Here is a 24,254-nt window from a genome sequence, read left to right on the forward strand (position 1 = left end):
CTAATGGCTGTCAATCCCCAAGGTGTTGCAGCCGTCCTTGCAGACCTCAAGGGTCGAGACTTCCTCTCCTGTGCTGATTTCACTGCGGAGCAGACCGTTGCCTTGCTTGAGCTTTCCCGTCAGCTCAAGAGCGGGGATCGCCGCATTGATTTGGGAAATCGAGTTCTCGGATTGATTTTTACCAAGGCCTCGACGCGCACACGAGTGAGCTTTCAGGTCGCGATGGCACGCCTTGGCGGGCAAACGGTGGATCTCAATCCTCAGGTGACACAATTGGGCCGGGGCGAACCCCTTGAAGACACGGCGAGAGTGTTGAGTCGTTTCTGTGATGTGATGGCGGTGCGGACCTTTGCTCAGCAGGAACTGCTGGATTACGCCCATTGGGCTTCGATTCCGGTGCTCAATGCTTTGACTGATTTGGAGCATCCCTGTCAGGCAATGGCTGACTTCCTAACGATTCAAGAGGCTCTCGGGTCATTAACCGGCCAGACCTTGGCCTATGTGGGCGATGGAAATAACGTCTCACATTCTTTGATGCTCTGCGGCGCTCTCTTGGGGGTCAACGTTCGGATTGGCTGCCCGCAGGGATTTGAACCTCTACCTGAGGTGATTGATCAGGCCCGCAACTTGGCAGTGGCTGATGCTCGTATTGAAGTGATGACAGATCCAGTTGATGCAGTGCGAGGTGCGCAGGCTTTGTACACCGATGTTTGGGCCTCGATGGGACAGGAACAGGAACAGTCGCAGCGGGAAGAGGCCTTTCGTGGTTTCTGTCTCAATGAGGATTTGCTTGCTCATGCAGATCCCAATGCGATCGTGTTGCACTGCCTACCGGCTCATCGAGGGGAGGAGATCAGTTCAGGCGTGATGGAAGGAGAGGCCAGTCGAATCTTTGATCAAGCTGAAAATCGTTTGCATGTTCAGCAAGCTTTGCTTGCGGCCGTGCTTGGTGGTCTCTAGTTCCAGGCTGGATTGCTGCTTTCGGTTTTGAGCACTCCGGTTAACTCGGAATCGTCTTGCGGCTGCACTGTTTGGTGTTTAAACCCTTGCCAGATTCAGTGCCTATAGGTACACATGTATTGACGAATCAATGCATTGCCATTGGCTGCCTCTTCTCCTGAGTTGCTTACTTCTGCCCAGCAGGAGCTTTATGACTGGTTGGCTGATTACATCAGCAGCCATCACCACAGCCCTTCGATTCGACAGATGATGCAGGCCATGGGTCTGCGCTCACCAGCGCCGGTGCAGAGCCGGCTTAGACATTTGCAGCAGAAGGGATGGATTACTTGGCAGGAAGGGCAGGCGCGTACCTTGCAGCTACTTGGTGGGTTGGTGTCCGGTATTCCCGTTTTGGGTGCAGTTGCCGCTGGTGGTTTGGTGGAGACGTTTGATGATGTTCAGGAGCGGTTAGATCTTGCACCAGTTTTGGAGACCCGTGGACTGTTTGCGCTCACCGTGAATGGTGATTCGATGGTGGATGCCTACATTGCAGATGGCGATGTGGTTCTGATGGAGCCAGTGCCTGAGCCTTCGCGGCTGCGAGATGGAACGGTGGTGAGTGCACTTGTGCCCGGAAGTGGCACCACGCTGAAGCACTTTCACCGCAACGGCGCTTCGGTGCGGCTTGAGGCTGCTAATACCGCCTATGAGCCGATTGAGCTACCAGCCGATCAGGTGCAGGTTCAGGGCAAGCTCGTGGCTGTTTGGCGTCAGGTTTGAGGCCTTGCCGTTGTAAGCTGTGTTTTGACGGCGGTACGAGCCCAGTGTTACCGGCGTTTATGGGGCCATAGCTCAGCTGGTAGAGCACCTGCATGGCATGCAGGGGGTCAGGAGTTCGAGTCTCCTTGGCTCCATTCTTAAAAATACTGTCCTAGACAGGGTTTTGGGCGGCAGAAAGGCCGCTTTTTTAGTGCCCTTCTGCGCATCGTGTCCTGCCTGGGTAGTCACATGTCTGCCCATTTCTGCGCATGATTCTGCGCATAGGAATTGTTCTGCGCACATGCCTCAGCAGAAGTGGTTCGCCCGCCTTCGTGGGCAGATAAAAGACAGGTGTGGAATGGGTTGGGGCATCGCTGATCGCAACGGTGACACCCAGCTCACCCGACGCATCAATGATGGAAAGCAGCACCAGAACCCCAGACAATCGGTGCAGTTGGGGGTGCCATGGAACCCGGCCTGCAGCGGGGAAATTTTTCTGAAGGTCTGCCAGCACAAGCAGCTGGTGGACGAGCGCCACTGCTCGCTGGCTGAGGCCAAAAAGAAACTAGATGCCAAGGACAGCGCCACCCCCACTATCACACGCTCGTTGGAGGAGGAGGACAGCGGCTGGGAGGCCGTCATCGATCCCCGTTGCCGGAACGCCCGCGTCACATCCCGAAGTCGCTTTATCGCAAGCAGCTGACGCGGACGCTGCAGGACATCGCCGATGCGTTGAAGCTCATCCCGCCACGGGTGCCGGGACACGGCAATTACCCGGTGGATCGGAACATGGCCTGGGGCCTGAAGGCTGCCTGCCGCGACGCTGGGTACGGTACGGATGTGGCTCGGAAACTACTCGAAGCCCACAGCCCTAACGGTTGGGACCCCGACCAGATCCTCCGCTTTGGAGGTGATCAGATCAGTGCTGGGACGTTCTGGTGGCAAGCCCAGCAACACGGCTACCGGAGGCCCGCCGATGACTGATCTGCAGTCGGTGGTAGACCATCACTCCACCATCCCGGACGAGGCGATCAGGGATGCCGCCAAGAGCATCCGGGTCGCTCAGGGCCGCCAGCGATTCAGCTTCGACAACCTCCTGCCGTCCGATCTAGCGAGGGCCGTGGAGATGGTGACGGAGGTGCTGCCTGCCGATGCGCTGACCTCCGTGTTTACGCTGCTCTGCGGTTACAGCGGCCTGCTCAAGCTCGGCACCAAGGTGTCGCCGGATGGTCGCTATTGGGTCCCCGCCAACCTGTACGTCGGGCTAGTGGGGCCAAGCGGTTTGACCAAGAGTCCAATCCAGAAGGCCCTCATCTCCGATCCATCCCGGCAGCTTCAGCAGGAAGAGAAGGCTCGGTATGACCTGCTGCTGAAGGTATGGGAGGACTCCGAACCACAAGACAGGGAGAAACATCCTGCCCGCCGGTGCCCACTGCATCAGAAGGAGTTCTCCCCGGAGGCGCTCGGGATGTGGCTGCAGTTCTACGAGCAGGCTGGCCTTGGTGTTCTGCTGACCCGCGCTGAATTGAGCGGGATGCTGCGGTCGCTGGAGGCTGACACCAGGCGCGGCAGGGGTACCGCTGAGGCTCAATTTTTAGAGTAGTACGACGGTGATGACTGCACTTCTCTCCGCCGGGCAGTGGTGAACCAGCGACCTACAAATAGTGAGAAAAAGCGCTTCATTGGTTTGGAAGCGGTGGAGGGTCTCCCCTCTCGATGAACCAACCATCGGCCGAATCAACGATTCACCTGGCGACCTGCCTCAACGAGGGCTGTGATGTTGGTCACAGGGGCGTCACCACTTGGACTGACAACGCTGCCACCCACCTCACTTCTGCATGGTGTTCAAGGTGCCGGATCACCCCGCGGCTCTCAACTTGATCGGAATGTCCTTTCTCGCTAAATAAGTCGTTGTCATTAATCTGTCGACATTTAGGGAACTCTATATCGTGTTATCTAGAGCAGTTGCTAATAAGTAAAGCAATCAGTTCTGGTTTTACTCACTGTCCTCCAGATTTTCTAATTCAATGGAGAAGTGATATAGGGCTATGCCAAGAAATGCACCAAAGACAACCTGGCCATCGGCATTAGGGGCGATTTCTGTCGCAACGATCAGGATAAAACTAGTTAATGTCAAGGCCCGTAGAGTGCGTCGCTTTATTGCTCTATTCCTCAGCCTTTTGTGGAGGAGGGAGTTTGTCTCACTCATCCACTTTTCAAGCTGTTCTCTGGATTTAGTCACTACTAAGTCGTCAGCAGCTGTTAATTTCTCATCTTACTGTGCTTTGTCTAAGCTTTTCAGTGTGTGCACTAACAGTCCGATCAATAGTCCAGAAAACGTTCCTACAAGAATTTGTCCATCGTTGGGAGCAACTTCTAGCATCATGATAAATACAAAAAATGTCCATATTAATAGCCTCATGTTGACCATTGTCACTGTTTAGCCCTTGGCTAATGATGGCGCGTTGTCTCTTTAAGAATAAGATTTAATCTTTCAATCTGCTCTGCTCTGTTGTGATGCTTTTTGCTCTGCACTGGAAAGCTTCTCAATGATGCCAGCAGTTTCTAACTCCCCTGTGAAGCCAAATGAGGCAGAGTCAACAAGACGATCGGGGAACAAAACCCCGTCTAAGTGGTCACATTCATGTTGGATAACTCTAGCTGGGAAGCCCTCAAGGCAATGCTCAACCTCAAAACCATCTTCATTCAGCGCCCTGTAGTGAATCCGACTCCAGCGCGATACCTTGCCCCGCAGGCCTGGCACACTCAAGCACCCCTCCCAACCATCCTCTAGATCAGAGCCGATTGGTGTTAAGACAGGATTAATCAGAAGTGTTTGTGGAATCGATGGGGCCTCGGGATAGCGAGGATTAGGGCCTCCTCCACCAAACAGCACCACTCTTAAAGGGACACCAATTTGGGGTGCGGCGAGCCCTGCTCCTTGATGGGCCTTCACCGTGTCTTGTAAATCCTTGATGAGTGAAATGATCAGCTCATCAGAGGCATCATCGACGACATTGGACACTTTCCTCAGTTGAGGATTGCCCATACGCAGGATTTCTTTCACAGCCATGATCATTAACCTCCCTTTCTCTTTTCTGTAGTTTTCGCCAACACAACAAAACCAGCCACAAGGATGAGCAAGATTCTGTAAATGGACAAGTGAGTTATCAGGCTCATTGTTTTGGCTTTTGTTAATGTTCAGCTGCTTAGCAGTCTCTTGCAAAAATTACTTGAGTGAGTCACTGCTGCGGTCCAGTTTTCGGTTTCAGTGAGTCCAGAGTTTCGGGTGGGTTTGAAGCTGTGATCTCCGGCAGGCATCCATTGCAAAGAGACCATTGGCGACAAAGTGTAGGTTTCTACCTCGTCTTGTCGCCCCATCCCATCGCGTTCGCCTTGCAAAATCAAGGTTGGCGTCTTTTGCACGGCAAGATGTTCAGTTCTCAACTGCTGAGGTTTCCCCAAGGGATGAAAGGGGTAACCCAGGCAGATGCAGCCAAGTACGTTCATTTTGGCTGAGAGTTCATCTGCCAGAAGACTCGCGACTCTGCCTCCCATCGACTTACCGCCAATGATTACAGGTCGAAGCGCAGCTTCGCTCTCGACCTGCTCGAGGAAGACTTGCTTCAATTTCGGCATTCGATCAGGGGGAGAGCGTTTGCCACTAATGCGTTGTTTAGCCATGTATGAGAATTCAAAGCGCACCACTCGCCAACCGACTTCAGCTAAGCCACTGGCCATCGCTGTCATGAAAGGGCTATCCATTGCTGCACCAGCCCCATGGGCTAAGAGCAGGGTGGCAGGTGCAGCGCTAGAACCATTCACCAAGCGTGGAGTGGGATCCATCGATAACTTATTCATCTAGGCATTCTCCTGATTTTTGGCAGCTAAGTAGACATGCTTGGTGAGTCATCGTTTTTGTCAGGAAGGAACGGAATGGCTCAACAAATAATCGTAGGTAGCTATTCAATGGGGTTGTGACCTAGGGCTGATCTAATCCCTGACAAAGAGTCTTTACTTAGGTAATTGCAGTTTTTCTAATTGCCTTCCAACCAGAACTCGCAAGCTTGATCGCTTATGCCACAGCGGCAGCAAGCAAGTGATAAGACTGTTAGGAGAGTTCAGCTCTTGACTAAGGGAATCAATCAGAATTCAACTCTCTCGGAGCAAGGATGTTTGGCAGCTCAACCTTTTCTCAAACGGATGACGCCATTGAAGGCAACGTTATGCACTCAATGGCTGCTCCTCTTGTTGATCAATAGCAACCACTTGGAAGTCAAGCTTGGCGGCCTCTCGATCACTTAAGCGTCGGGTCCAGGCACCTTGAATTGGATCATTCCAACGAAAGCCAGCATCTTTGGCCAGGTGTCTTTGTTCATAAGACACCTGGGCACGCATCAAACGCCTTGGCTCTAGCCCATGAAGCAGGAGCGTTTCGAGATCCTTGCAACGGGCGAACACCTCGGCGAGATAAATGCAGTCGGTGAGAGCACGATGAGCGGCCCATACTGGCACGCCATAAGCGAGAGCCAAATCTCTTACAGAAGGCCTTGAACGAAGCTGACGATCAACTGGCCAAGCGATGTCTTCCATCGTGCACAGCCAGGGCTTGGAGACAGCTGGAAGCTGATCCTTTCCGAACCACTGACGATCGAAGCCAGCATTGTGAGCAACTAACAGATCAGCGGCATCCAGTAAGGCTTGGAAATAGTCCAGCCCTTGTCGCCAAGGTTGATCCAAGCGTGTGACCTCAGCGGGGATGCGATTGATTGATTCAGCCGCATTGGTTTCCACAGGTAGCAAAAAGGAATGCTGGGCAAGCACAGCACGCTGCGGTGCATGGAAAAGGATGGCGCCAACCTCTAGGCATTGACCTCGCTTCGGATCCAATCCAGTGGTTTCCGTATCGATGATCAGCAGCATCTCTGGCAGTGAGCTCAAAGCTTCTCGATGCAAAGAAGGCAGTGCTACTGGTGCATGAGGTTGCGGTAAAGAGACAGCCTTTGAAGTAGTGACAGCTTTTGAAGGAGTGACAACTGCCTCTTCTGCATTGAGATCTGGGAGAAGATCCAACTGACCAGCTCCAAAGAGATGCTGCTTTGCTTCCCCCACGCCGAGTTCATCAATCGATTGCTTGTATTCTCCCGCACCCATCAAGGGGCTCTCTAGGGTGCGCCATAGATGCGAGCTTCTGCATGGCCCTTCAAGTTGGTGATAAGGCTCCTGCCATTGATCTGGTTGATCAAAATGGCAACAAGCGGCGGAGTAATGATCTCAAAGGCAAAGTACTCGTGTTGTTTTTCTATCCCAAGGACGACACTCCTGGATGTACAGCCGAAGCTTGTAGCTTTCGAGACAATTACTCAGTTTTTGAGAACCTCGGTTCTGAAGTCTGGGGGGTGAGTGGAGACGATGACATTAGTCATCGGCAATTTGCAGAACGACATGGCCTGCCCTATGCATTACTGAGCGACAAGGACAACACACTGCGGCGAGCCTTTGAAGTTCCTCGCACCCTTGGGATGCTGCCAAGCCGAGTTACTTACGTGATTGATGGCCAAGGAACAATCCGCCATATTTTTAATAATCTCCTCGATGGTCCTGCTCATATGCGTGAGGCATGCCGTGTCGTGGAGGAAATCAAAAAGAAACGATGACCAGATGGAGACGCCTCGGCAACGTCTGGGGACTATGGCCAGCTCAGCCAATCGCACTGGTCGAGATGGTGGGGGGCAGTTATTTGGCGGCGAGCCCCCAGCTCAGCTACCGACGATTGCTTGAAGGTTTAGCTGACCACAATCTGGCGGTTCATGCTTGGGGCTATGTGCCAGGCTTCGACCATCAGGCTCAGGCCAATGAAGCTTGGAAACATTTGCGTCGTTGTCGACAACAACTTGAGGCCAGAGTCGGAGCCCTTCCTACACCCCTTCGCTTGGGCCATAGCCTTGGCTGTAAGTTGCATCTTCTAGCCCCAGATGGAGGTCGTAACAGCAGGGCTTTGGTGGCATTAAGCTTCAACAATTTCACGGCTGATCGTTCGATTCCCATGCTTCGCGAACTTGCGCCAAAGCTTGGCTTTTACACGGAATTCAGCCCAAGCCCTAATGAAACATTGCGATTGATCCGCGAGAGTTACCACCAACCTCAGAACTTATTGGTGAGTTTTGGGAATGACAGCCTCGATCAGAGCCCAAGCCTTTTGAATAGTCTCCAGCAGCGAGTGGAAGATGCAACACAAAGCTTGCATCTTCCAGGCGATCACCTCACCCCAGCCAGTGCAGGGTTACGGCAGAACCTTCTCGGCGACTGGGCGGATGACTCCGCCCGGGCCGAGACTCTCAATCAATTGGTGGAAACGATCTCTTCTTGGGCAAGCCCATGAACGAGGTTGTGATCAGGCTCTAAGCCGATCCAGTACGGAGCGATCTTCCAGGGTGCTGGTATCACCCTTGACCTCCTCTCCAGCGGCCAAAGCCCGCAAGATACGCCGCATAATTTTGCCGCTGCGGGTCTTGGGTAAGGCATCACTGCAACGGATCTCATCAGGTCGAGCAATGGGGCCGATCTCCTTGCCCACATGAACACGAAGCTCCTGAATCAAAGCATCACTCACTTCCCTGCTTCCTTCCAAGGTGACGAAGGCCACGATCGCTTCACCTTTAAGGTCATCAGGTCTTCCAACCACTGCCGCTTCAGACACTGCCGGGTGACTCACCAATGCCGATTCGATTTCCATCGTGCCAAGACGATGGCCTGAAACGTTAATCACATCATCCACCCTGCCCATCACCCAGAAATAACCATCACCATCTCGACGAGCTCCATCGCCTGCGAAATAGATGAAACTGCCATCCTTAGGGCGTAAGTATTCCCAATAGCTCTCTCTAAAGCGTTGAGGATTTCCGTGCACGGTGCGCATCATTCCTGGCCAAGGACGTCGCACGATCAGATATCCACCTTCGTCAACGGCTACTGGCTCGCCTTGTGCATCAACCACCTCAGCCTCAATGCCTGGTAGGGGAAGGGTCGCAGACCCTGGCTTTGTTGGCGTCGCACCAGGTAATGGGCTGATCATCACCCCACCTGTCTCCGTTTGCCACCAAGTGTCGACAATTGGGCAACGATCACCACCGATGACCTCGCGATACCACATCCAGGCCTCAGGATTGATGGGTTCTCCGACGGTACCTAGCAAGCGCAGACTGCTCATGTCGTATTGATCGGGTACAGCCCGACCACTTTTCATGAATGCCCGAATTGCCGTAGGTGCAGTGTAAAAAATCGTGATCCCGTGTTTCTGAATTAGCTCCCAAAAGGCTCCAGGCTTGGATGGGCGTGGTGCCCCCTCATACATCACAGTTGTCGCCCCATTGGAAAGAGGCCCATAAACAATGTAGCTATGGCCTGTGATCCAGCCCACATCGGCTGTGCACCAGTAGACGTCTTCGTCGCGAATGTCGAAGATCCACTTGAAAGTGAGGTGAGCCCAGAGGTTATAGCCTGCCGTGCTGTGCACAACGCCCTTTGGCTTTCCAGTGGAGCCAGAGGTGTAGAGCACAAACAGGCGATCTTCACTCGCCATGGGTTCCGCCGCGCACTCTTGCGATTGAGCTGACACAAGCTCGTGCCACCACTGATCTCGACCAGCTTCCATCACCACGCTTTCTTTCGTGCGTTGCACCACCAGCACCGACGTCACGCTGGGGCAGGCACCCTCGGCTAATGCAGCATCCACTGCCGGCTTCAAGGCAACGGCCTTGTCCTTACGAAAACCACCATCAGCAGTGATCACGGCTTTGGCTTCACCATCCACCAAACGATCTCTAAGGGCTTCAGCGGAAAAGCCACCAAAGACAACAGAATGTGGGGCTCCGATACGGGCGCAAGCCAACATGGCAATGGCCGCTTCTGGGACCATTGGCATATAAAGGGCAACCAGGTCACCTTTGCCAATGCCAAGAGCTTTCAGCGCATTGGCAGCCCTGCACACTTCAGCATGAAGTTCTCGATAGGTGAAGCGCCGCACATCACCTGGCTCTCCCTCCCAGATCAGGGCTGTTTTGTTTGCCTTCGGCCCATTGAGATGGCGATCAAGACAGTTGAAGGAAAGATTTGTCGTGCCTCCTTCAAACCAACGCGCAAAGGGAGGATTCGACCAATCGAGAACGCTATCAAAGGGTTCGAACCATTCCAGCTCAGTGCGAGCGGCTTCACCCCAGAAACTGTCAGGATCAGTTTTGGCTTGCTCTGCCATCCGACGATAGGCTTCCAGGCTTCCAACCATCGACTGTGAGGCCAACTCTGCGGAGGGATGAAAGACGCGCTGCTCCTGCAGGACTGACTTAATGGTGCCGGATGGATCAGGGGACATAAGGCAATCAATGACCAGTGATTTCCCGCATTCAAGCGATTAAGAGCAGGGACTACAGCGCTGTGACACGCTTGTTTAAACGAACCCCCGAAGCGACAGTCTCTGAAGGGCATCTAAATGAGTACAAATTGAAAGAGTAAAAATCTGAAATAAGATAAAAATACAAAGTAAAATGATCAATTTTAAAGTCTTTTCCTATCTGCTTGCAGTCCGCCAAATATAGTCAGAAAATACATTCCTGTTAATGGTGAAAAGAATGCTGGTAGCAGCACAACGATGGACCAACTCTGCGGGCAATCTATTAACTCGGAATCACTTCAGCATGACACTTGTGACTGGGTCCTAAAGTCGATTGTAAAAGTGATGCCGGCTGAGTTGATTTGTGCGATTGATAAACTTGAAAAATGTATTCATCCTCTGAGCTGGATGCTGATAACATATACAGGTGTCGACTTTTATCAGGTCGGCTGTCTTGTGCTTCCAGAATCTCTTGAAGCATCTCAGCAGCATGATTGCTTGGCGGCCATATTCACTATTTCAGTTGAGTGGAAGCTTAGAGATTTGTTTAATGACTTGAATGGCAACTTTCTTTGAATAAGGGGATTGTCTTGCTTAAGTCATCACATCATGCTTGGCCAGTCTGACATGTGTTAGTTTTTGCTTCATGGCAGAGTTGTCTTTGGATTGACGATAAGGTCATCTGATGGACCAATAAGACGCAAGTCAAGTAGAGCCTACATCTCAATGCAAAATCGCAGCTTTCAGATGAAAACGCGATAGCGGCTTCTTTTCATGACTGATGAGCAGTCTCTCTTGCTAGTTGAGTCACTTTTACAGGAAAGGTGTTAAAAGTATGAGTTGAGCCACACAACCTCCTGTTAAACCATTGACAACTTGCATCCAATCGAAAATAACTGAGCTGGATATTGAGTTTTAATCAAGTCAACCGAGAGGGTGCGCATTGGTTCATGTCCTTCCCTGCGGCCTGCTTGTTTGATCTCGATGGAGTGTTGTTGGATACTGAACCTCTACATGCTCAGGCCTGGTCTCAAACAGCGGCTGTCTTTGCTACCAGTCTCAGTACAAGTCAGTTGTTGATGTTAAAAGGTCGGCGGCGGCTTGATTGTGCTCAGCTGGTCAACAACTGGTTGAACACCCCGGTAGGGATCGAACAGCTCTTAGCCGTGCGCCAGCCGATCGCAAAGCATCTGCTCAGTCAGGCCAAAGCCATGCCTGGAGCGGAGGAATTGGTTCGCTGGTGCTACGACCACAGGCTGCCAATGGCCATGGCCTCCAGTAGTACGGCAGATGCCGTGGCATTTAAAAGTATCCATCACAGCTGGCTTGCACAGATTCAGACTCGAGTTCTTGGCGATGATCTATCTCTTACAGCAGGCAAACCCGCTCCAGATCCTTATCTGCTTGCCGCGCGGCGGCTGGCGGTCAAGCCGACTGCCTGTTGGGCATTGGAAGACTCTCAGGCCGGCACACAGGCGGCTCTAGCCGCAGGGTGTCATGTCTGGGTGCTGAGCGAAAACGAAGTCCACATCAATTGCGATGGCAAGTTTAAAGATGAGAATCCTCGTCAAATCGCTCAGTTAAAAACCGTTCTTGACCATCTCCAGCAGGCTTGGGATGCACTCTGAAAAGCTCAGTAGAGACGGCTTAAAACAAAATCAGGTAGTTCCATTAATGCACGCTGGCAAGGTGAATCTGGTAGCCAAGCGATGGCTTCACGAGATTCCCTGGCAAAATCTTCAGCCAACTGACGGCTGCGTGAAATGGCCTGCGAATTACGCACCAGCTCAAGGGCTTGATCAAGATCGTCCTCTTCGCTGAACTCTCGCTCAATCAGACGAGCTAGAGCTAAATGCTCTTCTAGCGCATAGAGAGCCGGTGCCGTTAGATAGCCACTGGCCAAATCACTCGCGGCAGGTTTGCCTAATTGCTGTTCACTGCCTGTGAAGTCGAGGATGTCATCGACAACCTGAAAGGCGAGTCCAAGCTGGCGACCGAAGTGATGCAGTAATTTCTGATGCTCAACACTCTCACCACTGAGTACGCCGGCAGCCTGCACACTGTTGGCCATTAGAGAAGCCGTCTTGCAATAGCTCTTCTCTAGATATGTCGCAAATGATTGGCCTGTGTCATAGCGATAGAGGCCCTGCTTCACCTCCCCATCCGCGAGGTCCATGATGACCCGACTGAGAAGCTTGACCACAGCTAAGTTATCCAGATTAGCCAGATGCCAACTGGCCTGTGCGAATAGAAAATCACCTGCCAAAACCGCAACGCGATGATTGAAACGGCTATGAACAGTGGCCACGCCTCGGCGAGTGGCAGCCTCATCGACGACGTCGTCGTGAACAAGAGAAGCCGTGTGGATCATCTCGGTAATCTCCGCCAGCCGACGATGACGGGCCGAGAGATCACCATCGGCAGATAAAGCTCTTGAGATCAACAGCACAATGCCCGGGCGAAGGCGTTTGCCCCCGGCACTGAATAAGTGCTCTGCCGCTGCTTGAAGAATGGGATGACCGGCACCAATCAAGCTGCGCAGATCAGTGAGCAGGGTCTCAAGATCCAGCTCGACCGGCTGCAGCAGCTCAGTAACGGTGGCCATGGATTCCCTCGGTGGAGTGATCTTACGAGGCGCAGGCAGGACATTGCAGTGAAACCAACTCAACTTGAGGACGCTCGCCCAACCATGGCGTAGCACGCGTGGCAAAGCCCTCGGGATTGGCAGTCACGCAGAACCGTGTAGAGGTCAGCGACAGTGATGTTCCTAATGGGATCGTTGGGCTACCCAACAGAACATCCAGCTCGCGGGCCACACCGATAGCAGGATCAATCAAGCGCACATCTTGCGGCAAAATCTGACGTAAGATCGGTTCAAGAAGAGGATAGTGAGTGCATCCGAGAACCACTGCTTCCACCTGTGCAGCCAAGAGTGGATTCAGATACTCACGCGCCGCCTGATAAAGCTCCTCGCTGCTGAGTTGACCAGTCTCAATCAATGGCACAAAGGCCGGACATCCCTGCTCAATAACCATCGTGCCTGGTCGAGAGATCTCAATTTGTTTGCCATATGCGCCTGATGCAGCAGCAGCAGGAGTGGCCAGTACTCCCACACGCTCTTCCGAAAGCATGTTGGCTGCTGCCTCAATCAACCTCACGACAGGGATCCTTCCCGCAACCGCTTCAGCCACATCAGAAGCCAACGCATTCGTGGTGTTGCAAGCCATCACAACCGCAGTCACTTGCTGGTCTCGTAACCACTGGACAACCTCCTTGGCGATCACTCGGATTTCATGCGGCATGCGGTTTCCGTAAGGGACTCGGGCGGTATCACCGAGATAGAGGCAAGGCACCTGCCCATGGCGCTCCAGCACTCGCCTGAGCACAGTCAACCCACCCACGCCGCTATCAAATAATCCCAAGCGAGGCTTCAACGGACCCCCTGCAAATAGTTGAGGATGCCAGTAGCAATAGCCAGAGCCAACTTGCGGCGATGGGCTGCTGAAGCCAGCCGAGGAGCATCTAGCCGTCCTGTTAAAAAACCTGTCTCAACTAGGGCGGAGGGCATTGTGGTTCGCCGGATGACAAAGAAACGGCCCCGTCTGACCCCTCTGTTGGGGCTCCCAGGGGAGACGTTCAGCACCTGTTGCTGGATATGAGACGCCAACCTGGCTGAACGGGAATCAGAGAAATAGAAAGTTTCGATTCCATTGACCTGTGGTCTGGACATGCTGATGGCATTGGCATGAATGCTTACAAATGCAGTAGCACCTACTCGATTGGCGATCGCCACTCTTGGCGGTAGATCCAAATCCACATCAGCTGTGCGGGTCATGATGACCTGCACCCCTCGAGCTTCTAATAGCTGGGCCACCTGAAGGGAAACATCGAGAACAACATCCGTCTCACGTAGACCGCGAATCCCTATAGCACCAGGGTCTGGACCACCATGACCAGGGTCAATGACAACTCTAAAGCGCCCGCGGGGAACATTCGGCAAACCAGAGGCATTGATAGGCGTCCGTGTGGGTGTAATCCGGATTCCAGGAGCCCATCGGCTCAAAGTTGATGCTGTCAGGTCTCCTTCACCGATAGGGCGAAGCCCGCGGGTCGGTAAGCCTTCGAAGTTGAGCTTCCAGCGGTCCGGAGAGGTTCCTATCAGCTTGAGCTGATTTGGATTCAGAGAGATTGATGGTTTGAACTCAATCACCAGTCGAGTTGAGCCAGGCGTTGGTATCCCCAAACGAATTGCACGCACCGGCCCGCTACCCCGCAGGCTGCGGGAGCGGCTCAATTCTCCAGGAAAATCAATCCAGACCTTTGCTCCTTGGGCCCCATCCGCTGGTTGAAAGAACGCTTCTAGACGAGCCCCTCTTGATGTACGCAACTGCAACACCCCGTCGATTCCAAGTGCCCAGGCCGCTAAAGCACTTGCCGCTCTGGCCGGCAACGCTGCCAAAACCAAAGGGATCTGCAAGGCACCAACCACCAGCAGGATGAGAGGGCGGGATGGAGCCGAGGCCATTGGCTCAGAACAGTGCTGACTGCCGGTGTTGGAGGCTTGGCATTTGCGCGCGAATGCGACCAATGTGCGAGTTATCCACAGGAGCAATGGCTGCACCCTGACTCACTCCTGCATCAGCCAAGACGGTTCCCCAGGGATCAATCACCATGGCATGTCCATGGCTCTGTCGACGGCTGTAATGACGACCTGTCTGGGCAGGTGCAAGCACATAGGAGGTGTTTTCGATGGCCCTGGCTTGAAGTAAGACCTGCCAGTGATCTTTTCCGGTGAAAGCCGTGAATGCTGCTGGAATCATCAATAACTCGGCACCAGCACTGACGAGATGGCGATAGAGCTCAGGGAAGCGCACGTCGTAGCAGATGGATAGTCCCACTCGACATAGTCCTGGCACATCCACGACCGGGGGTAGTTCACGACCAGACGTAGTCGTGGCCGACTCCTGATAGGTGTTGCCTTCAGGTAGATCCACATCGAAGAGATGAATCTTGTCGTATCTCGCTAGCAGCTGACCATCACGACCGACCAATTCGGCTCTGTTGACCGTGTGATTGCTATCTCCTGAAGGTACAGGGAAGCCCCCGCCCAGAAGCACCACCTGGTAGCGCCTTGCCATGGTGACCAGAAAGCGGCTGCATTGCTCAGCTAAGTCTTGTGCCAGCTCCAGACGTCGCTCGTCATCACCCATAAAGGCAAAATTTTCAGGTAATCCCACCAATTCCGCCCCACGGCGGGCAGCCAGTTCGATCTGCTCCTCGGCAGCAGCAAAATTGAGCTCTGGATCCGAGGTGCTCGTCAGCTGCAAAGCGGCTGCCAGAAAGTCGGTCACAGGGTTGAAACAGAGAGCGAAACTTTAGATCGCAGTGAGGTTTCAAGAGGCACAAAGGACTCCGGGTTTGACCTGAACAGGAACCACAGAAAGCCGATCCAATTCAGCACAACATCTGAAATCTGCATCGTGATCGCCAAGCCCAATTAAGCGTTGGCCATGGCTGGCTTGACGAAGACAGGCTTCTGGATCGTGCTTCCACTGCTGCCAAAGGGCTAGTGCAGCAGTGAGTTCGTCGTTCGCGACACAAGCCTCATCAGCCGCAGCATCCAATAGCAAATCGGCCAATGCTCCGGCCGCCAAAGAGTCCTCCAGGGAGTAGGCCCCTTCCCAGCCACTACCAACAATCCAAAGTTGCTCAGGTGGATCCATTAACAAGTGGTCTGCAACAGCTTTGCGGTTTGGTAGTGCCAAAGTGAATAAACGCTGAACCCCACGCACTCGCTGCAACGAGCGCGTGCCGTTAGTCGTGCTCATAAATAGTCTTTTGCCAGCCACTTGCTCGGGCACCACAGCGACGGGGGAATTCCCCAGATCAAATCCCTCAATGCGCTGTCCGCCTCGCTCACCAAGCATCAAACGGGAAGACTCCGGCCATTGAGCGGCGCTCTGCCTCAGTTGGTCCAAATCAGCAAAGGTTTCAACAGCTTCGGCACCGTTGTTTAAAGCCCAGGCGATGGTGGTGGTGGCTCTGAGAACGTCGATGACGACAGCAGCATCAGGCTCAGCCCCCTGAGGCACATCCGCGGCCACATGGAAATAAGCGAGCTGCATGGCCTCGATAGGGAACGACGTGCGCCACAGTAACTAGATAATTTTGCTGGCTGTCTTACCAACCATGCCCCTGCTTCGTCCCGGACCTGCGTCCCAAGACATGCGGGACTTCCTAGCCCTACTTGAGCAACGTGGCCAACTAAGGCGGATCACTGCCCCCGTAGAACCAGATTTAGAACTCGCCGCTATTACTGATCGAGTGCTGGGCTTGGGTGGGCCGGCCCTGTTGTTCGAAAACGTGATTGGTTCATCGATGCCAGTGGCAGTGAATCTGATGGGCACCTTGGAGCGAGTGGTGTGGAGCATGGGTCTGGACAACGCTCAGCAACTTGAGGATCTGGGAACTCGTTTGGCTCTGCTGCAACAACCAAGGCCGCCAAAGGGTCTGCAAGAAACCAGACAGTTTGCAAGTGTGTTTTGGGATCTGATCAAAGCGCGACCAGATCTGGATCTCACACCTCCCTGCCATCAGCAGGTGCTGCGTGGAGATGCCTTGAATCTCGACAATCTGCCTTTGATCCGGCCTTGGCCAGGAGATGCCAGTGGTGTGATCACCCTGGGTCTTGTGATTACAAAAGACCCGGAGACGGGAGTGCCGAATGTGGGGGTCTATCGCCTACAACGCCAATCGCCAAAGACCATGACGGTGCATTGGCTGAGCGTTCGTGGCGGAGCCAGGCACCTACGCAAAGCTGCTGCCATGGGTCAGAAGCTTGAGGTGGCCATTGCTATTGGTGTACACCCTCTGCTGATCATGGCCGCAGCAACTCCGATTCCTGTGCAACTCAGTGAATGGCTTTTTGCTGGTCTTTATGCAGGAGAGGGTGTACGGCTCACTGGCTGCAAAACACTGGATCTGAAAGTCCCTAGCCACAGCGAAGTGGTGTTGGAAGGAACCATTACACCAGGTGAGGAATTAGAGGATGGTCCATTTGGTGACCATATGGGCTTCTACGGAGGAGTGGAGTCCTCACCATTGGTGCGCTTCCACTGCGTGACTCAACGTCGCGATCCGATTTTCCTCACGACGTTTAGCGGCCGCCCACCCAAGGAAGAAGCGATGCTCGCCATCGCTTTGAACCGCATCTACACGCCCATCTTGCGTCAACAGGTGTCGGAGATTGTTGACTTCTTTCTACCGATGGAGGCCCTCAGTTACAAGCTGGCGGTGATTGCAATCGATAAGTCTTATCCAGGACAAGCCAAGCGTGCCGCGATGGCTTTCTGGAGCGCCTTGCCCCAATTCACCTATACAAAATTCGTTGTCGTGGTAGATGCAAACATCAACGTGAGAGATCCACGCCAAGTGGTATGGGCTATCGCTGCACAGGTCGATCCGCAAAGGGATCTCTTTGTACTTGAGAACACCCCCTTCGACAGCCTTGATTTCGCTAGCGAACATCTAGGGCTTGGAGGCAGGATGGCCATCGACGCCACCACTAAGATTGGCCCTGAGAAGCGCCATGAATGGGGCGAGCCACTCAGCCGGGATGCAGATCTAGAAAGCAGGGTGGATGCTCGATGGCAGGAGCTGGGGCTGGAGGATTTGGGTAGCGAAGAACCTGATCCAAGCCTGTTCGGCTATGTGATGGAGAGCCTTTGTCGTCAAGCGATGGTCAAAAAGACCTGAATTAAAAATGGACTGTTACCTAAAAACACTCGGCAGATGTAGATATCGGCTGGTTGAGATGGTCCAAAAGAAACAAATTACACAGCACAAAAACAAATTGGAAATAAGGTCAAACGCTTGACCATAAGATCGATCTGATCCGGGCCACACCCATTGAGCGTTACAAACACTGCCTCATCGTCATGTGAGCTTCGAGCAGGTGGTGGGCTTTCTGGAACGGTGCGAGTCCCTGGAGACAAATCGATTTCCCATCGAGCGCTGTTATTTGGAGCTATCGCAGAAGGGGTCACAACCATCGAGGGCCTTTTACCTGCTGAAGATCCCATGAGTACCGCCGCCTGTCTTAGAGCGATGGGAGCCACGATCGGCCCGATTCATGTCGGGCAAATAGTTCGCGTTGAAGGCGTTGGTCTCGATGGACTCCAAGAACCGCAAGATGTACTCGACTGCGGTAACTCCGGCACAACAATTCGGCTGATGCTAGGGCTGTTGGCGGCACGCAAGGGCCGCCATTTCGTGCTTAGCGGTGATGCCTCTTTGCGCCGTAGACCGATGAATCGGGTTGGCCAGCCATTAACAATGATGGGAGCCAAAATTAAAGGACGATCCAACGGCGACTTCGCACCACTTGCCGTGAGCGGTCAGAAACTTCGTGGTGGTGTCATCGGTACACCTGTAGCAAGTGCCCAGGTGAAGTCAGCCCTGCTGCTGGCAGCCCTTACAGCCGATGGGGCAACGACTGTGATCGAACCAGCCCATTCGAGAGACCACAGCGAACGCATGTTGCGGGCATTCGGTGCTGATCTCGAGGTGGGAGGAGAGATGGGTCGCCATATCAGAGTGAGCCCAGGACAAAAGCTTTATGGGCAAAATATTGTCGTGCCAGGTGATATCAGTTCCGCTGCTTTTTGGCTTGTCGCAGGAGCGCTTGTTCCTGGAGCTGAGCTCGTGGTGGAAAACGTTGGTTTAAACCCCACCCGTACCGGCATTCTGGAAGTGTTGCAGCAAATGGAAGCTCGCATTGAGGTGCTCAACCGCCATGAAGTCGCCGGTGAACCAGTTGGAGACCTACGGGTGAGGCAAGGATCGTTAAAGCCCTTCAGCATCAATGGGGACATCATTCCTCGCCTGGTCGATGAGGTGCCGATCCTGGCGGTGGCTGCTTGTTTCTGTGATGGTGAAAGCAAAATTACTGACGCCAGTGAACTGCGCGTCAAGGAAACCGATCGGCTCGCTGTGATGACCAGGCAGCTCACGGCTATGGGAGCAGATATCGACGAACATGCCGATGGGCTCACCATCCGAGGGGGACGAACACTGCGAGGCACAGACCTCGATAGTGAAACGGATCATCGAGTCGCCATGAGTCTGGCGGTGGCTGCGTTGCTGGCGGAGGGCAATTCTCGCTTGACTGGTAGCGAAGCTGCGGCTGTGTCCTACCCCAACTTCTGGGATGACCTTGAGCGGCTGCATCGCTAATGCCGGCCACTCTCGCCCTTTGGGGGCACTGAATGTTTTCCCAACGGCGGATGGTAGCTTTAGCCTGCATAGTGAGTACTTCGACGAAGCGTTCCACAACTCCGCCGGAGCGCTGAATGAAGCATGCGCGAAATTCGCACAACCGGCAGAGTTGACGCGCTTTAGTGGCGGACAAACTCTTCGGATCCTCGACGTATGCATGGGTCTTGGCTACAACACTGCGGCTGTGCTGGATGCCATGCCAACTCCAGCACCGAATGTGCTGTGGTGGGGTCTAGAGATTGACAGGCGACCACTGGAACTCGCTTTGGCGCAGACGGGGTTCTGTAGTGCCTGGTCAGCATCGGTCCACCAGAAACTTATTTTAATCCGAGATTGTGATGGTTGGGATCAGCCAGAGAGCAGGGGAACAATGTTGTGGGGTGATGCACGCCAAACGCTTCATCAGCTACCCCAAGATCAGCAGTTTGATTTGATTCTTCACGACGCCTTCTCTCCAGGTCGCTGCCCACAGCTATGGAGTGAAGAGTTTCTGCATGGCCTGGCCATACGATTAGCTCCAGGTGGGAGGCTCCTGACCTACAGCCGTGCAGCGGCCATACGTGCCAGCTTGCAGCGAGCAGGGCTGAAATTATTCTCGCTACTGCAAGTTCCCGGGGAGCGCGGAGGTTGGAGCAGTGGCACCATGGGGATGAAGCAGTTCAAGATCAGCTTTGGAGAGAAAGGGCCTGGTTGGAGGGCGCTTACTGCAATGGAACATGAACATCTACATACACGCGCAGCCGTTCCGTACCGCGATCCAACTGGAGAAGATCAGGCAGAAGTGATCCGGAGGCGGCGCAGCACTGAACAACAGCTCTGCGGATTAGAGGCGACCAATACCTGGCACCACCGTTGGACAGCCAAGCAAAGGCATGGTTGATTTTTGTCAGGAAGAAACGAGTGAAAAATTAGAATAGATAAGACTTGAAAGAGATTGTTTAGAGTCATTCTTGAATCCTTCCAACTCAACGCAAGTTCATTCTTTACAGCTGATTAATCCCAAAGGAGATGTTGTTGCAGCGTTTGATTTAATGGATCCTCTTTTACTGGGTGATTCATACCAATGATTGGCAGCTTGCTTTTACCTGAGATTGTTGATCATGATCTATAGGATTGCTTGAACAATGACTCATCAATATGACTTATCAATAAGGAGGCTTTTTATGTGGGATCATCGTGTGCTTCTTTGCCTGCAAAGTGCCAGTGCTAGTGAAAGTAGAAACTTCTCTGGCGCTCTTCTGGCTGAATCATCACCGCTAGAAGCTGAGCTGATCCTGCTTAAATGCTGTTAACTGCAGTGAAGTTGTCGGAATTCAATTAGATTCCGGCCGATTCGCCATTCGCTCCATGCTTGCCGTCGCCATCTTGGCTGCTGGGAAGGGCACCCGCATGAAGAGCTGCCTGCCGAAAGTCTTGCAACCGCTCGCAGGTTCCACATTGGTTGAGCGGGTGTTGACCAGTTGCTCGGGCCTTCAACCTCAACGGCGCTTGTTGATTGTTGGCCACCAGGCGCAAGAGGTGCAACAGCAGCTCACTGATTGGCAAGGCTTGGAGTTTGTTGTTCAACAACCTCAGAACGGCACAGGTCATGCGGTGCAGCAAGTACTGCCCGTATTGGAGGGCTTTGATGGCGAGCTCTTGGTTCTCAATGGCGATGTCCCATTACTTCGACCAAGCACGATCGAACACTTGGTGAACGAACATCGCTCAAGTGGTGCCGACGTCACGCTGCTAACAGCCCGACTCGCAGATCCCACGGGCTATGGCAGGGTGTTTTCAGATCAACAAGGCCGCGTAAGCAGCATCGTTGAACATCGCGACTGTAGTGACGAACAGCGCCACAACAATCTCACTAACGCAGGCATCTACTGCTTCAATTGGAAGAAATTGGCCGCAGTGCTACCCCAACTTTGTAGTGATAATGATCAAGGTGAGCTCTACCTCACCGACACTGTGGCCTTGCTACCTATTGCGATGCATGTAGAGGTGGCTGATCCCGATGAGGTGAATGGCATCAACGATCGTTGTCAACTTGCCAACTGTGAGGCGCTGCTTCAAGAACGGCTACGTAACTATTGGATGAAGGAAGGGGTCACTTTTACTGACCCTGCTAGCTGCACGCTTAGTGAAGACTGTCAGTTCGGTAGAGATGTGGTAATTGAACCCCAAACCCATTTGCGGGGCTGCTGCAATATTGGCGATGGCTGCCAGCTTGGCCCAGGAAGCTTGATTGAGAATGCCGAACTTGGCCATGGAGTCAGCGTTCTTCATTCCGTTGTATGTGATGCCAAAGTGGGAAATGAGGTGGCTATTGGCCCTTTCTCACACCTACGCCCTGGAGCAGGCATCGCTGATCAATGCCGTATCGGCAACTTTGTGGAGATTAAAAAAAGCCAAATTGGCGAGGGTTCAAAGGTGAATCACCTCAGTTATATCGGTGACGCACAACTTGGTCGCCATGTCAATGTCGGGGCCGGTACGATCACTGCAAATTACGACGGTGTGAGAAAACATCTCACCGTGGTTGGTGATAACAGCAAAACAGGGGCGAATTCCGTTTTGGTGGCGCCGATTGTTTTAGGGTCGGACGTGACAGTAGGAGCTGGCTCCACTCTCACTAAAGATGTTCCCAATGGTGCTCTCGCCCTTGGCCGCTCCAAACAACTGATTAAAAATGGTTGGCAGTGAAACGAGAGGATTAAGGCTTAGCCCTCTTAGAGCAATGGGATCAATTTCTCTAGAGCGACACCACGACTAGCCTTAAGCAGAACCACATCGCCGGCCTCAAGCCAAGCCTGCAATGGCTGAGCAGCCTGCTCTGGGTTGGCAACGACGGCCAAATGCGGCAAGGACCCTGCTGCTGTTGCCATGGCCTCAGCCTCAGCGCCTGCAGCAACGACGACGAGTCCATCTAAACCAACTTGTACCGCCCGTTCAGCAACTTGGCGATGCAAAGCCACGCTCTGGTCTCCTAGCTCCAGCATGGTTCCGAGGACTGCAAAGTGACGCCCCGGTTGAATTGCTAATAGTTCCAATGCTGCTTGCACGGCTTCGGGCGAAGCGTTGTAGGTCTCGTCTAGAACAGTGAAGTTGCCAACTTTTAGCCGTCGACTACGGCCACCAGGAACGTCTACCTTTAGATTGGATAGCGATTCCTTGCAGACATCTAATTCACGGGCAACTGCGAGTGCCAGCATCAAATTGCAAGCGTTATGCATCCCTTCTAAAGGCAGGGTGTAGGCATTTCCTTCTAGCAATAGTTCACCCTTGGCCAGGTCAACGCAGCCAACGAGATCGGCCTTGGGTAGAGGTCTTCGATGCAGATCTGCAATCTCTGGTGGCTCTAATTGTTGATTGTCTTGAACTGCCACGCGGATCACCCGCCCCCGCCAGATCCGTTCAAGAGCATCTTCCAGGAGCAAATCCCCTGCTGGGATAACGATCACGCCTCTGGGTTTCAGGCAAGTGGTGATCTCACACTTGGCGGAAGCAATCGCCGCACGACTACCTAAACGACCGACGTGTGCATTGCCGATATTGGTGATCACAGCGACGTCTGGTTGGGTGCAACAGGAGAGACGTTCTATTTCCCCAATTCCACGCATCCCCATCTCTACCACAACTGCGCCATGATCTGAATGAGCCTGCAACAAGGTGAGCGGAACACCCACGTCGTTGTTGTTGTTGCCTGCACTTGCCAAGACCTCACCAAGGGGTGTGAGTGCAGAGCGGATCAACTCCCGAGTCGTGGTTTTTCCTGCTGAACCTGTGACGGCAACCACCGGTACATTCAACTGACGGCGATGCAGCAACCCCAGTTGCTGATAAGCCTCGAGAGTGTCTTCCACAATCCAATGGGGGAGACCCTCGGGTACTGGATGATGATCTTTGCGAGCCACCACAGCCGCCTGGACCTCAAGCTTCAGAGCTTGAGCAAGAAAGGCATGGCCATTGAAATGCTCCCCCACCAACGGCACAAAGAAGCTGCCTTCGCTCAACTGACGACTGTCTGTGCAGATCGGACCAACAGCTTGGTCAAGATCTAGGTCAGACGCGTGAACATGCATCGGAGCACCCCAAAACTCGACCAGCTGCCCCAGACGCAGTCTCATTAAGCCAAATCCTGATCGAAAATGATCATGCCCACACCCACTCTTGCTGTCCTGGCAAGCAGTTGATCATCCTCGCTTTGAAGTTGAAGTTCGTCATAACCGAGCTGTTCAGCAAGAGCCTGCCAACGATCGGCAAGTTCACGCTGTCGAGATGAATTGAGGTTGTTCCAAACTGGACTAAGTCTCAACACAAGATCATTGTCCAGGGGTCTTGGTTCGGCTGCAAGAAGCAAGCCACTGGGGAGATCATTGTCTGCCAGCATCGTTAAGAGAGGCTCAAGCTGAAGAGGTACAGCTAAAGGCGCTGAAAGTTGTGTGGATTCCAGTTCAGAAGGCTCCGACAACGTTGCAACAGGTTCTGACTCCGCAGTGGAGGGGCTAGACATCACTGCCAATGCAGCTGAATTGCTGGGATACGTCTCTGCAGGATCTAGTTGTGCCACAGCTGCAGGTTGGTCAATCAGCAGACTGCTGAGGAACACTCCCAAGACCAGTACTGTTGCAAGTGTCAATGGCCAGAACATTGGTGCCATTGCAGAAGGCCAGAACCTTGGTGTGGAGAATTCGCCTTGCCGGTTGAGACGCCAGAGTTGCCTGAGTCGCAGACCAAGGTCTGCGAAGACATCACGAAATCCCTCTCTCAGGGATACCCAGGGATTGGTATAGGGGACTGGGAGTTGTCCCGTTTGCTTCTCTGGCCGGGGGGGCGACTTTCCCATGCTGATCAGGAGCCCTGACGACCAAGCGGCAGATTGAAAAGATTGGGGCGCAGCAATGGA

25 protein-coding genes and 1 tRNA gene are annotated in these 24,254 nt (G+C 53.4%); 15 read left to right on the plus strand and 11 right to left on the minus strand.

Annotated features, from left to right (window positions below; translation table 11 throughout):
* Positions 1-3: 3 nt before the first annotated feature.
* The 7 genes from argF (at position 4) to AKG35_RS12700 (ending at position 3,579) form a co-directional block, all read left to right on the plus strand.
* Positions 4-960 (plus strand): ornithine carbamoyltransferase, encoded by a 957-nt coding sequence (gene argF, locus AKG35_RS02020; protein WP_011129758.1) that lies wholly within the window; start codon positions 4-6, stop codon positions 958-960.
* 135 nt (positions 961-1,095) lie between these two features.
* Positions 1,096-1,719 carry a transcriptional repressor LexA gene (gene lexA, locus AKG35_RS02025; protein ID WP_011129759.1) on the plus strand — a complete coding sequence of 208 codons (624 nt, stop codon included), beginning with the start codon at positions 1,096-1,098 and terminating at the stop codon, positions 1,717-1,719.
* Between the two features lie 61 nt (positions 1,720-1,780).
* Positions 1,781-1,853 (plus strand) — tRNA-Ala (locus AKG35_RS02030).
* A 146-nt stretch (positions 1,854-1,999) separates the two neighbouring features.
* The gene (locus tag AKG35_RS02035) at positions 2,000-2,401 is read left to right on the plus strand and encodes a hypothetical protein (protein WP_157859783.1); all 402 of its coding nucleotides are present in this window, start codon (positions 2,000-2,002) and stop codon (positions 2,399-2,401) included.
* A 50-nt stretch (positions 2,402-2,451) separates the two neighbouring features.
* Positions 2,452-2,682 (plus strand): hypothetical protein, encoded by a 231-nt coding sequence (locus AKG35_RS02040; protein ID WP_157859784.1) that lies wholly within the window; start codon positions 2,452-2,454, stop codon positions 2,680-2,682.
* Positions 2,675-3,301, plus strand: coding sequence for a DUF3987 domain-containing protein (locus AKG35_RS02045; RefSeq protein WP_041384285.1), 627 nt, complete (start codon positions 2,675-2,677; stop codon positions 3,299-3,301). The genes AKG35_RS02040 and AKG35_RS02045 overlap by 8 nt, the downstream gene beginning before the upstream one ends.
* Positions 3,302-3,414: 113 nt before the next feature.
* Positions 3,415-3,579 (plus strand): hypothetical protein, encoded by a 165-nt coding sequence (locus AKG35_RS12700; protein WP_157859785.1) that lies wholly within the window; start codon positions 3,415-3,417, stop codon positions 3,577-3,579.
* A 613-nt stretch (positions 3,580-4,192) separates the two neighbouring features.
* Here AKG35_RS12700 and AKG35_RS02055 read toward each other — a convergent pair.
* The 3 genes from AKG35_RS02055 to AKG35_RS02065 form a co-directional block, all read right to left on the minus strand.
* Positions 4,193-4,771, minus strand: a complete 579-nt coding sequence (locus tag AKG35_RS02055; protein WP_011129763.1) for a peptide deformylase — start codon at positions 4,769-4,771, stop codon at positions 4,193-4,195.
* Between the two features lie 128 nt (positions 4,772-4,899).
* Positions 4,900-5,559, minus strand: a complete 660-nt coding sequence (locus AKG35_RS02060) for an alpha/beta family hydrolase (RefSeq protein WP_011129764.1) — start codon at positions 5,557-5,559, stop codon at positions 4,900-4,902.
* A gap of 363 nt (positions 5,560-5,922) precedes the next feature.
* A complete protein-coding gene (locus tag AKG35_RS02065) occupies positions 5,923-6,852 on the minus strand; it encodes a 3'-5' exonuclease (RefSeq protein WP_011129765.1) in 930 nt (309 codons plus the stop codon).
* Between the two features lie 41 nt (positions 6,853-6,893).
* Here AKG35_RS02065 and AKG35_RS02070 point away from each other — a divergent pair, with 41 nt between their 5' ends.
* Positions 6,894-7,355, plus strand: a complete 462-nt coding sequence (locus tag AKG35_RS02070; RefSeq protein WP_011129766.1) for a peroxiredoxin — start codon at positions 6,894-6,896, stop codon at positions 7,353-7,355.
* Entirely contained in the window at positions 7,352-8,080 is a 729-nt protein-coding gene (locus AKG35_RS02075) for a DUF1350 family protein (protein WP_041384286.1), read from the plus strand. The genes AKG35_RS02070 and AKG35_RS02075 overlap by 4 nt, the downstream gene beginning before the upstream one ends.
* 12 nt (positions 8,081-8,092) lie before the next feature.
* Here AKG35_RS02075 and acs read toward each other — a convergent pair whose 3' ends face one another.
* Positions 8,093-10,069 (minus strand): acetate--CoA ligase, encoded by a 1,977-nt coding sequence (gene acs, locus AKG35_RS02080; RefSeq protein ID WP_011129768.1) that lies wholly within the window; start codon positions 10,067-10,069, stop codon positions 8,093-8,095.
* 363 nt (positions 10,070-10,432) lie between these two features.
* Between acs and AKG35_RS02085 the strand changes: the two genes are divergently transcribed.
* Positions 10,433-10,663, plus strand: coding sequence for a hypothetical protein (locus tag AKG35_RS02085; RefSeq protein WP_157859786.1), 231 nt, complete (start codon positions 10,433-10,435; stop codon positions 10,661-10,663).
* 374 nt (positions 10,664-11,037) lie between these two features.
* On the plus strand, positions 11,038-11,715 hold the full coding sequence (locus AKG35_RS02090; RefSeq protein WP_011129770.1) for an HAD family hydrolase: 678 nt from the start codon (positions 11,038-11,040) through the stop codon (positions 11,713-11,715).
* A gap of 5 nt (positions 11,716-11,720) precedes the next feature.
* On the opposite strand, the gene sds is transcribed toward AKG35_RS02090, so the two are convergent.
* From sds to AKG35_RS02115, 5 genes are read right to left on the minus strand one after another with little or no spacing between them, the layout of a single operon-like run.
* Positions 11,721-12,692: a solanesyl diphosphate synthase gene (sds, locus tag AKG35_RS02095; protein WP_011129771.1), complete on the minus strand. Its 972-nt coding sequence runs from the start codon at positions 12,690-12,692 to the stop codon at positions 11,721-11,723.
* A gap of 22 nt (positions 12,693-12,714) precedes the next feature.
* Complete coding sequence (murI, locus tag AKG35_RS02100) at positions 12,715-13,521, minus strand: glutamate racemase (protein ID WP_011129772.1); 807 nt, start codon at positions 13,519-13,521, stop codon at positions 12,715-12,717.
* Positions 13,518-14,612, minus strand: coding sequence for an N-acetylmuramoyl-L-alanine amidase (locus AKG35_RS02105; protein WP_011129773.1), 1,095 nt, complete (start codon positions 14,610-14,612; stop codon positions 13,518-13,520). The genes murI and AKG35_RS02105 overlap by 4 nt, the downstream gene beginning before the upstream one ends.
* A 4-nt stretch (positions 14,613-14,616) precedes the next feature.
* A complete protein-coding gene (locus tag AKG35_RS02110) occupies positions 14,617-15,438 on the minus strand; it encodes a carbon-nitrogen hydrolase family protein (protein ID WP_011129774.1) in 822 nt (273 codons plus the stop codon).
* Positions 15,439-15,480: 42 nt separating this feature from the next.
* Positions 15,481-16,212, minus strand: coding sequence for a 2-phosphosulfolactate phosphatase family protein (locus AKG35_RS02115; protein ID WP_011129775.1), 732 nt, complete (start codon positions 16,210-16,212; stop codon positions 15,481-15,483).
* A 64-nt stretch (positions 16,213-16,276) separates the two neighbouring features.
* Here AKG35_RS02115 and AKG35_RS02120 point away from each other — a divergent pair, with 64 nt between their 5' ends.
* The 4 genes from AKG35_RS02120 to glmU all read left to right on the plus strand — a co-directional run bounded on the left by AKG35_RS02120 (position 16,277) and on the right by glmU (position 22,051).
* Complete coding sequence (locus tag AKG35_RS02120; protein ID WP_011129776.1) at positions 16,277-17,842, plus strand: UbiD family decarboxylase; 1,566 nt, start codon at positions 16,277-16,279, stop codon at positions 17,840-17,842.
* 153 nt (positions 17,843-17,995) lie between these two features.
* A complete protein-coding gene (gene aroA / locus AKG35_RS02125; RefSeq protein WP_011129777.1) occupies positions 17,996-19,321 on the plus strand; it encodes a 3-phosphoshikimate 1-carboxyvinyltransferase in 1,326 nt (441 codons plus the stop codon).
* Entirely contained in the window at positions 19,296-20,243 is a 948-nt protein-coding gene (locus tag AKG35_RS02130) for an MnmC family methyltransferase (protein WP_041384287.1), read from the plus strand. Before aroA ends, AKG35_RS02130 begins: the two co-directional genes overlap by 26 nt.
* 467 nt (positions 20,244-20,710) lie before the next feature.
* Positions 20,711-22,051 (plus strand): bifunctional UDP-N-acetylglucosamine diphosphorylase/glucosamine-1-phosphate N-acetyltransferase GlmU, encoded by a 1,341-nt coding sequence (gene glmU, locus AKG35_RS02135; RefSeq protein WP_011129779.1) that lies wholly within the window; start codon positions 20,711-20,713, stop codon positions 22,049-22,051.
* Between the two features lie 26 nt (positions 22,052-22,077).
* Here glmU and AKG35_RS02140 read toward each other — a convergent pair whose 3' ends face one another.
* Positions 22,078-23,475, minus strand: a complete 1,398-nt coding sequence (locus AKG35_RS02140) for a UDP-N-acetylmuramoyl-tripeptide--D-alanyl-D-alanine ligase (RefSeq protein ID WP_011129780.1) — start codon at positions 23,473-23,475, stop codon at positions 22,078-22,080.
* Entirely contained in the window at positions 23,475-24,194 is a 720-nt protein-coding gene (locus tag AKG35_RS02145) for a hypothetical protein (RefSeq protein ID WP_011129781.1), read from the minus strand. The genes AKG35_RS02140 and AKG35_RS02145 overlap by 1 nt, the downstream gene beginning before the upstream one ends.
* Positions 24,195-24,254: the final 60 nt, after the last annotated feature.

Source organism: Prochlorococcus marinus str. MIT 9313, assembly GCF_000011485.1.
GTDB lineage: Bacteria > Cyanobacteriota > Cyanobacteriia > PCC-6307 > Cyanobiaceae > Prochlorococcus > Prochlorococcus marinus_D.

Excerpts from the sequence above, each read along its gene's own strand:
- AKG35_RS02055 (WP_011129763.1), bottom strand. The coding sequence starts at position 4,771 with ATGGCTGTGAAAGAAATCCTGCGTATGGGCAATCCTCAACTGAGGAAA.
- AKG35_RS02145 (WP_011129781.1), bottom strand. The coding sequence starts at position 24,194 with ATGGGAAAGTCGCCCCCCCGGCCAGAGAAGCAAACGGGACAACTCCCA.
- argF (WP_011129758.1), top strand. The coding sequence starts at position 4 with ATGGCTGTCAATCCCCAAGGTGTTGCAGCCGTCCTTGCAGACCTCAAG.
- glmU (WP_011129779.1), top strand. The coding sequence starts at position 20,711 with ATGCTTGCCGTCGCCATCTTGGCTGCTGGGAAGGGCACCCGCATGAAG.
- AKG35_RS02140 (WP_011129780.1), bottom strand. The coding sequence starts at position 23,475 with ATGAGACTGCGTCTGGGGCAGCTGGTCGAGTTTTGGGGTGCTCCGATG.
- AKG35_RS02065 (WP_011129765.1), bottom strand. The coding sequence starts at position 6,852 with ATGGGTGCGGGAGAATACAAGCAATCGATTGATGAACTCGGCGTGGGG.
- sds (WP_011129771.1), bottom strand. The coding sequence starts at position 12,692 with ATGGCCACCGTTACTGAGCTGCTGCAGCCGGTCGAGCTGGATCTTGAG.
- AKG35_RS02130 (WP_041384287.1), top strand. The coding sequence starts at position 19,296 with ATGACCTTGAGCGGCTGCATCGCTAATGCCGGCCACTCTCGCCCTTTG.
- AKG35_RS02060 (WP_011129764.1), bottom strand. The coding sequence starts at position 5,559 with ATGAATAAGTTATCGATGGATCCCACTCCACGCTTGGTGAATGGTTCT.
- AKG35_RS02085 (WP_157859786.1), top strand. The coding sequence starts at position 10,433 with ATGCCGGCTGAGTTGATTTGTGCGATTGATAAACTTGAAAAATGTATT.
- AKG35_RS02045 (WP_041384285.1), top strand. The coding sequence starts at position 2,675 with ATGACTGATCTGCAGTCGGTGGTAGACCATCACTCCACCATCCCGGAC.
- AKG35_RS02105 (WP_011129773.1), bottom strand. The coding sequence starts at position 14,612 with ATGGCCTCGGCTCCATCCCGCCCTCTCATCCTGCTGGTGGTTGGTGCC.
- AKG35_RS02120 (WP_011129776.1), top strand. The coding sequence starts at position 16,277 with ATGCCCCTGCTTCGTCCCGGACCTGCGTCCCAAGACATGCGGGACTTC.
- AKG35_RS02090 (WP_011129770.1), top strand. The coding sequence starts at position 11,038 with ATGTCCTTCCCTGCGGCCTGCTTGTTTGATCTCGATGGAGTGTTGTTG.
- acs (WP_011129768.1), bottom strand. The coding sequence starts at position 10,069 with ATGTCCCCTGATCCATCCGGCACCATTAAGTCAGTCCTGCAGGAGCAG.
- AKG35_RS02115 (WP_011129775.1), bottom strand. The coding sequence starts at position 16,212 with ATGCAGCTCGCTTATTTCCATGTGGCCGCGGATGTGCCTCAGGGGGCT.
- AKG35_RS12700 (WP_157859785.1), top strand. The coding sequence starts at position 3,415 with ATGAACCAACCATCGGCCGAATCAACGATTCACCTGGCGACCTGCCTC.
- AKG35_RS02070 (WP_011129766.1), top strand. The coding sequence starts at position 6,894 with ATGGCCCTTCAAGTTGGTGATAAGGCTCCTGCCATTGATCTGGTTGAT.
- AKG35_RS02035 (WP_157859783.1), top strand. The coding sequence starts at position 2,000 with ATGCCTCAGCAGAAGTGGTTCGCCCGCCTTCGTGGGCAGATAAAAGAC.
- AKG35_RS02075 (WP_041384286.1), top strand. The coding sequence starts at position 7,352 with ATGACCAGATGGAGACGCCTCGGCAACGTCTGGGGACTATGGCCAGCT.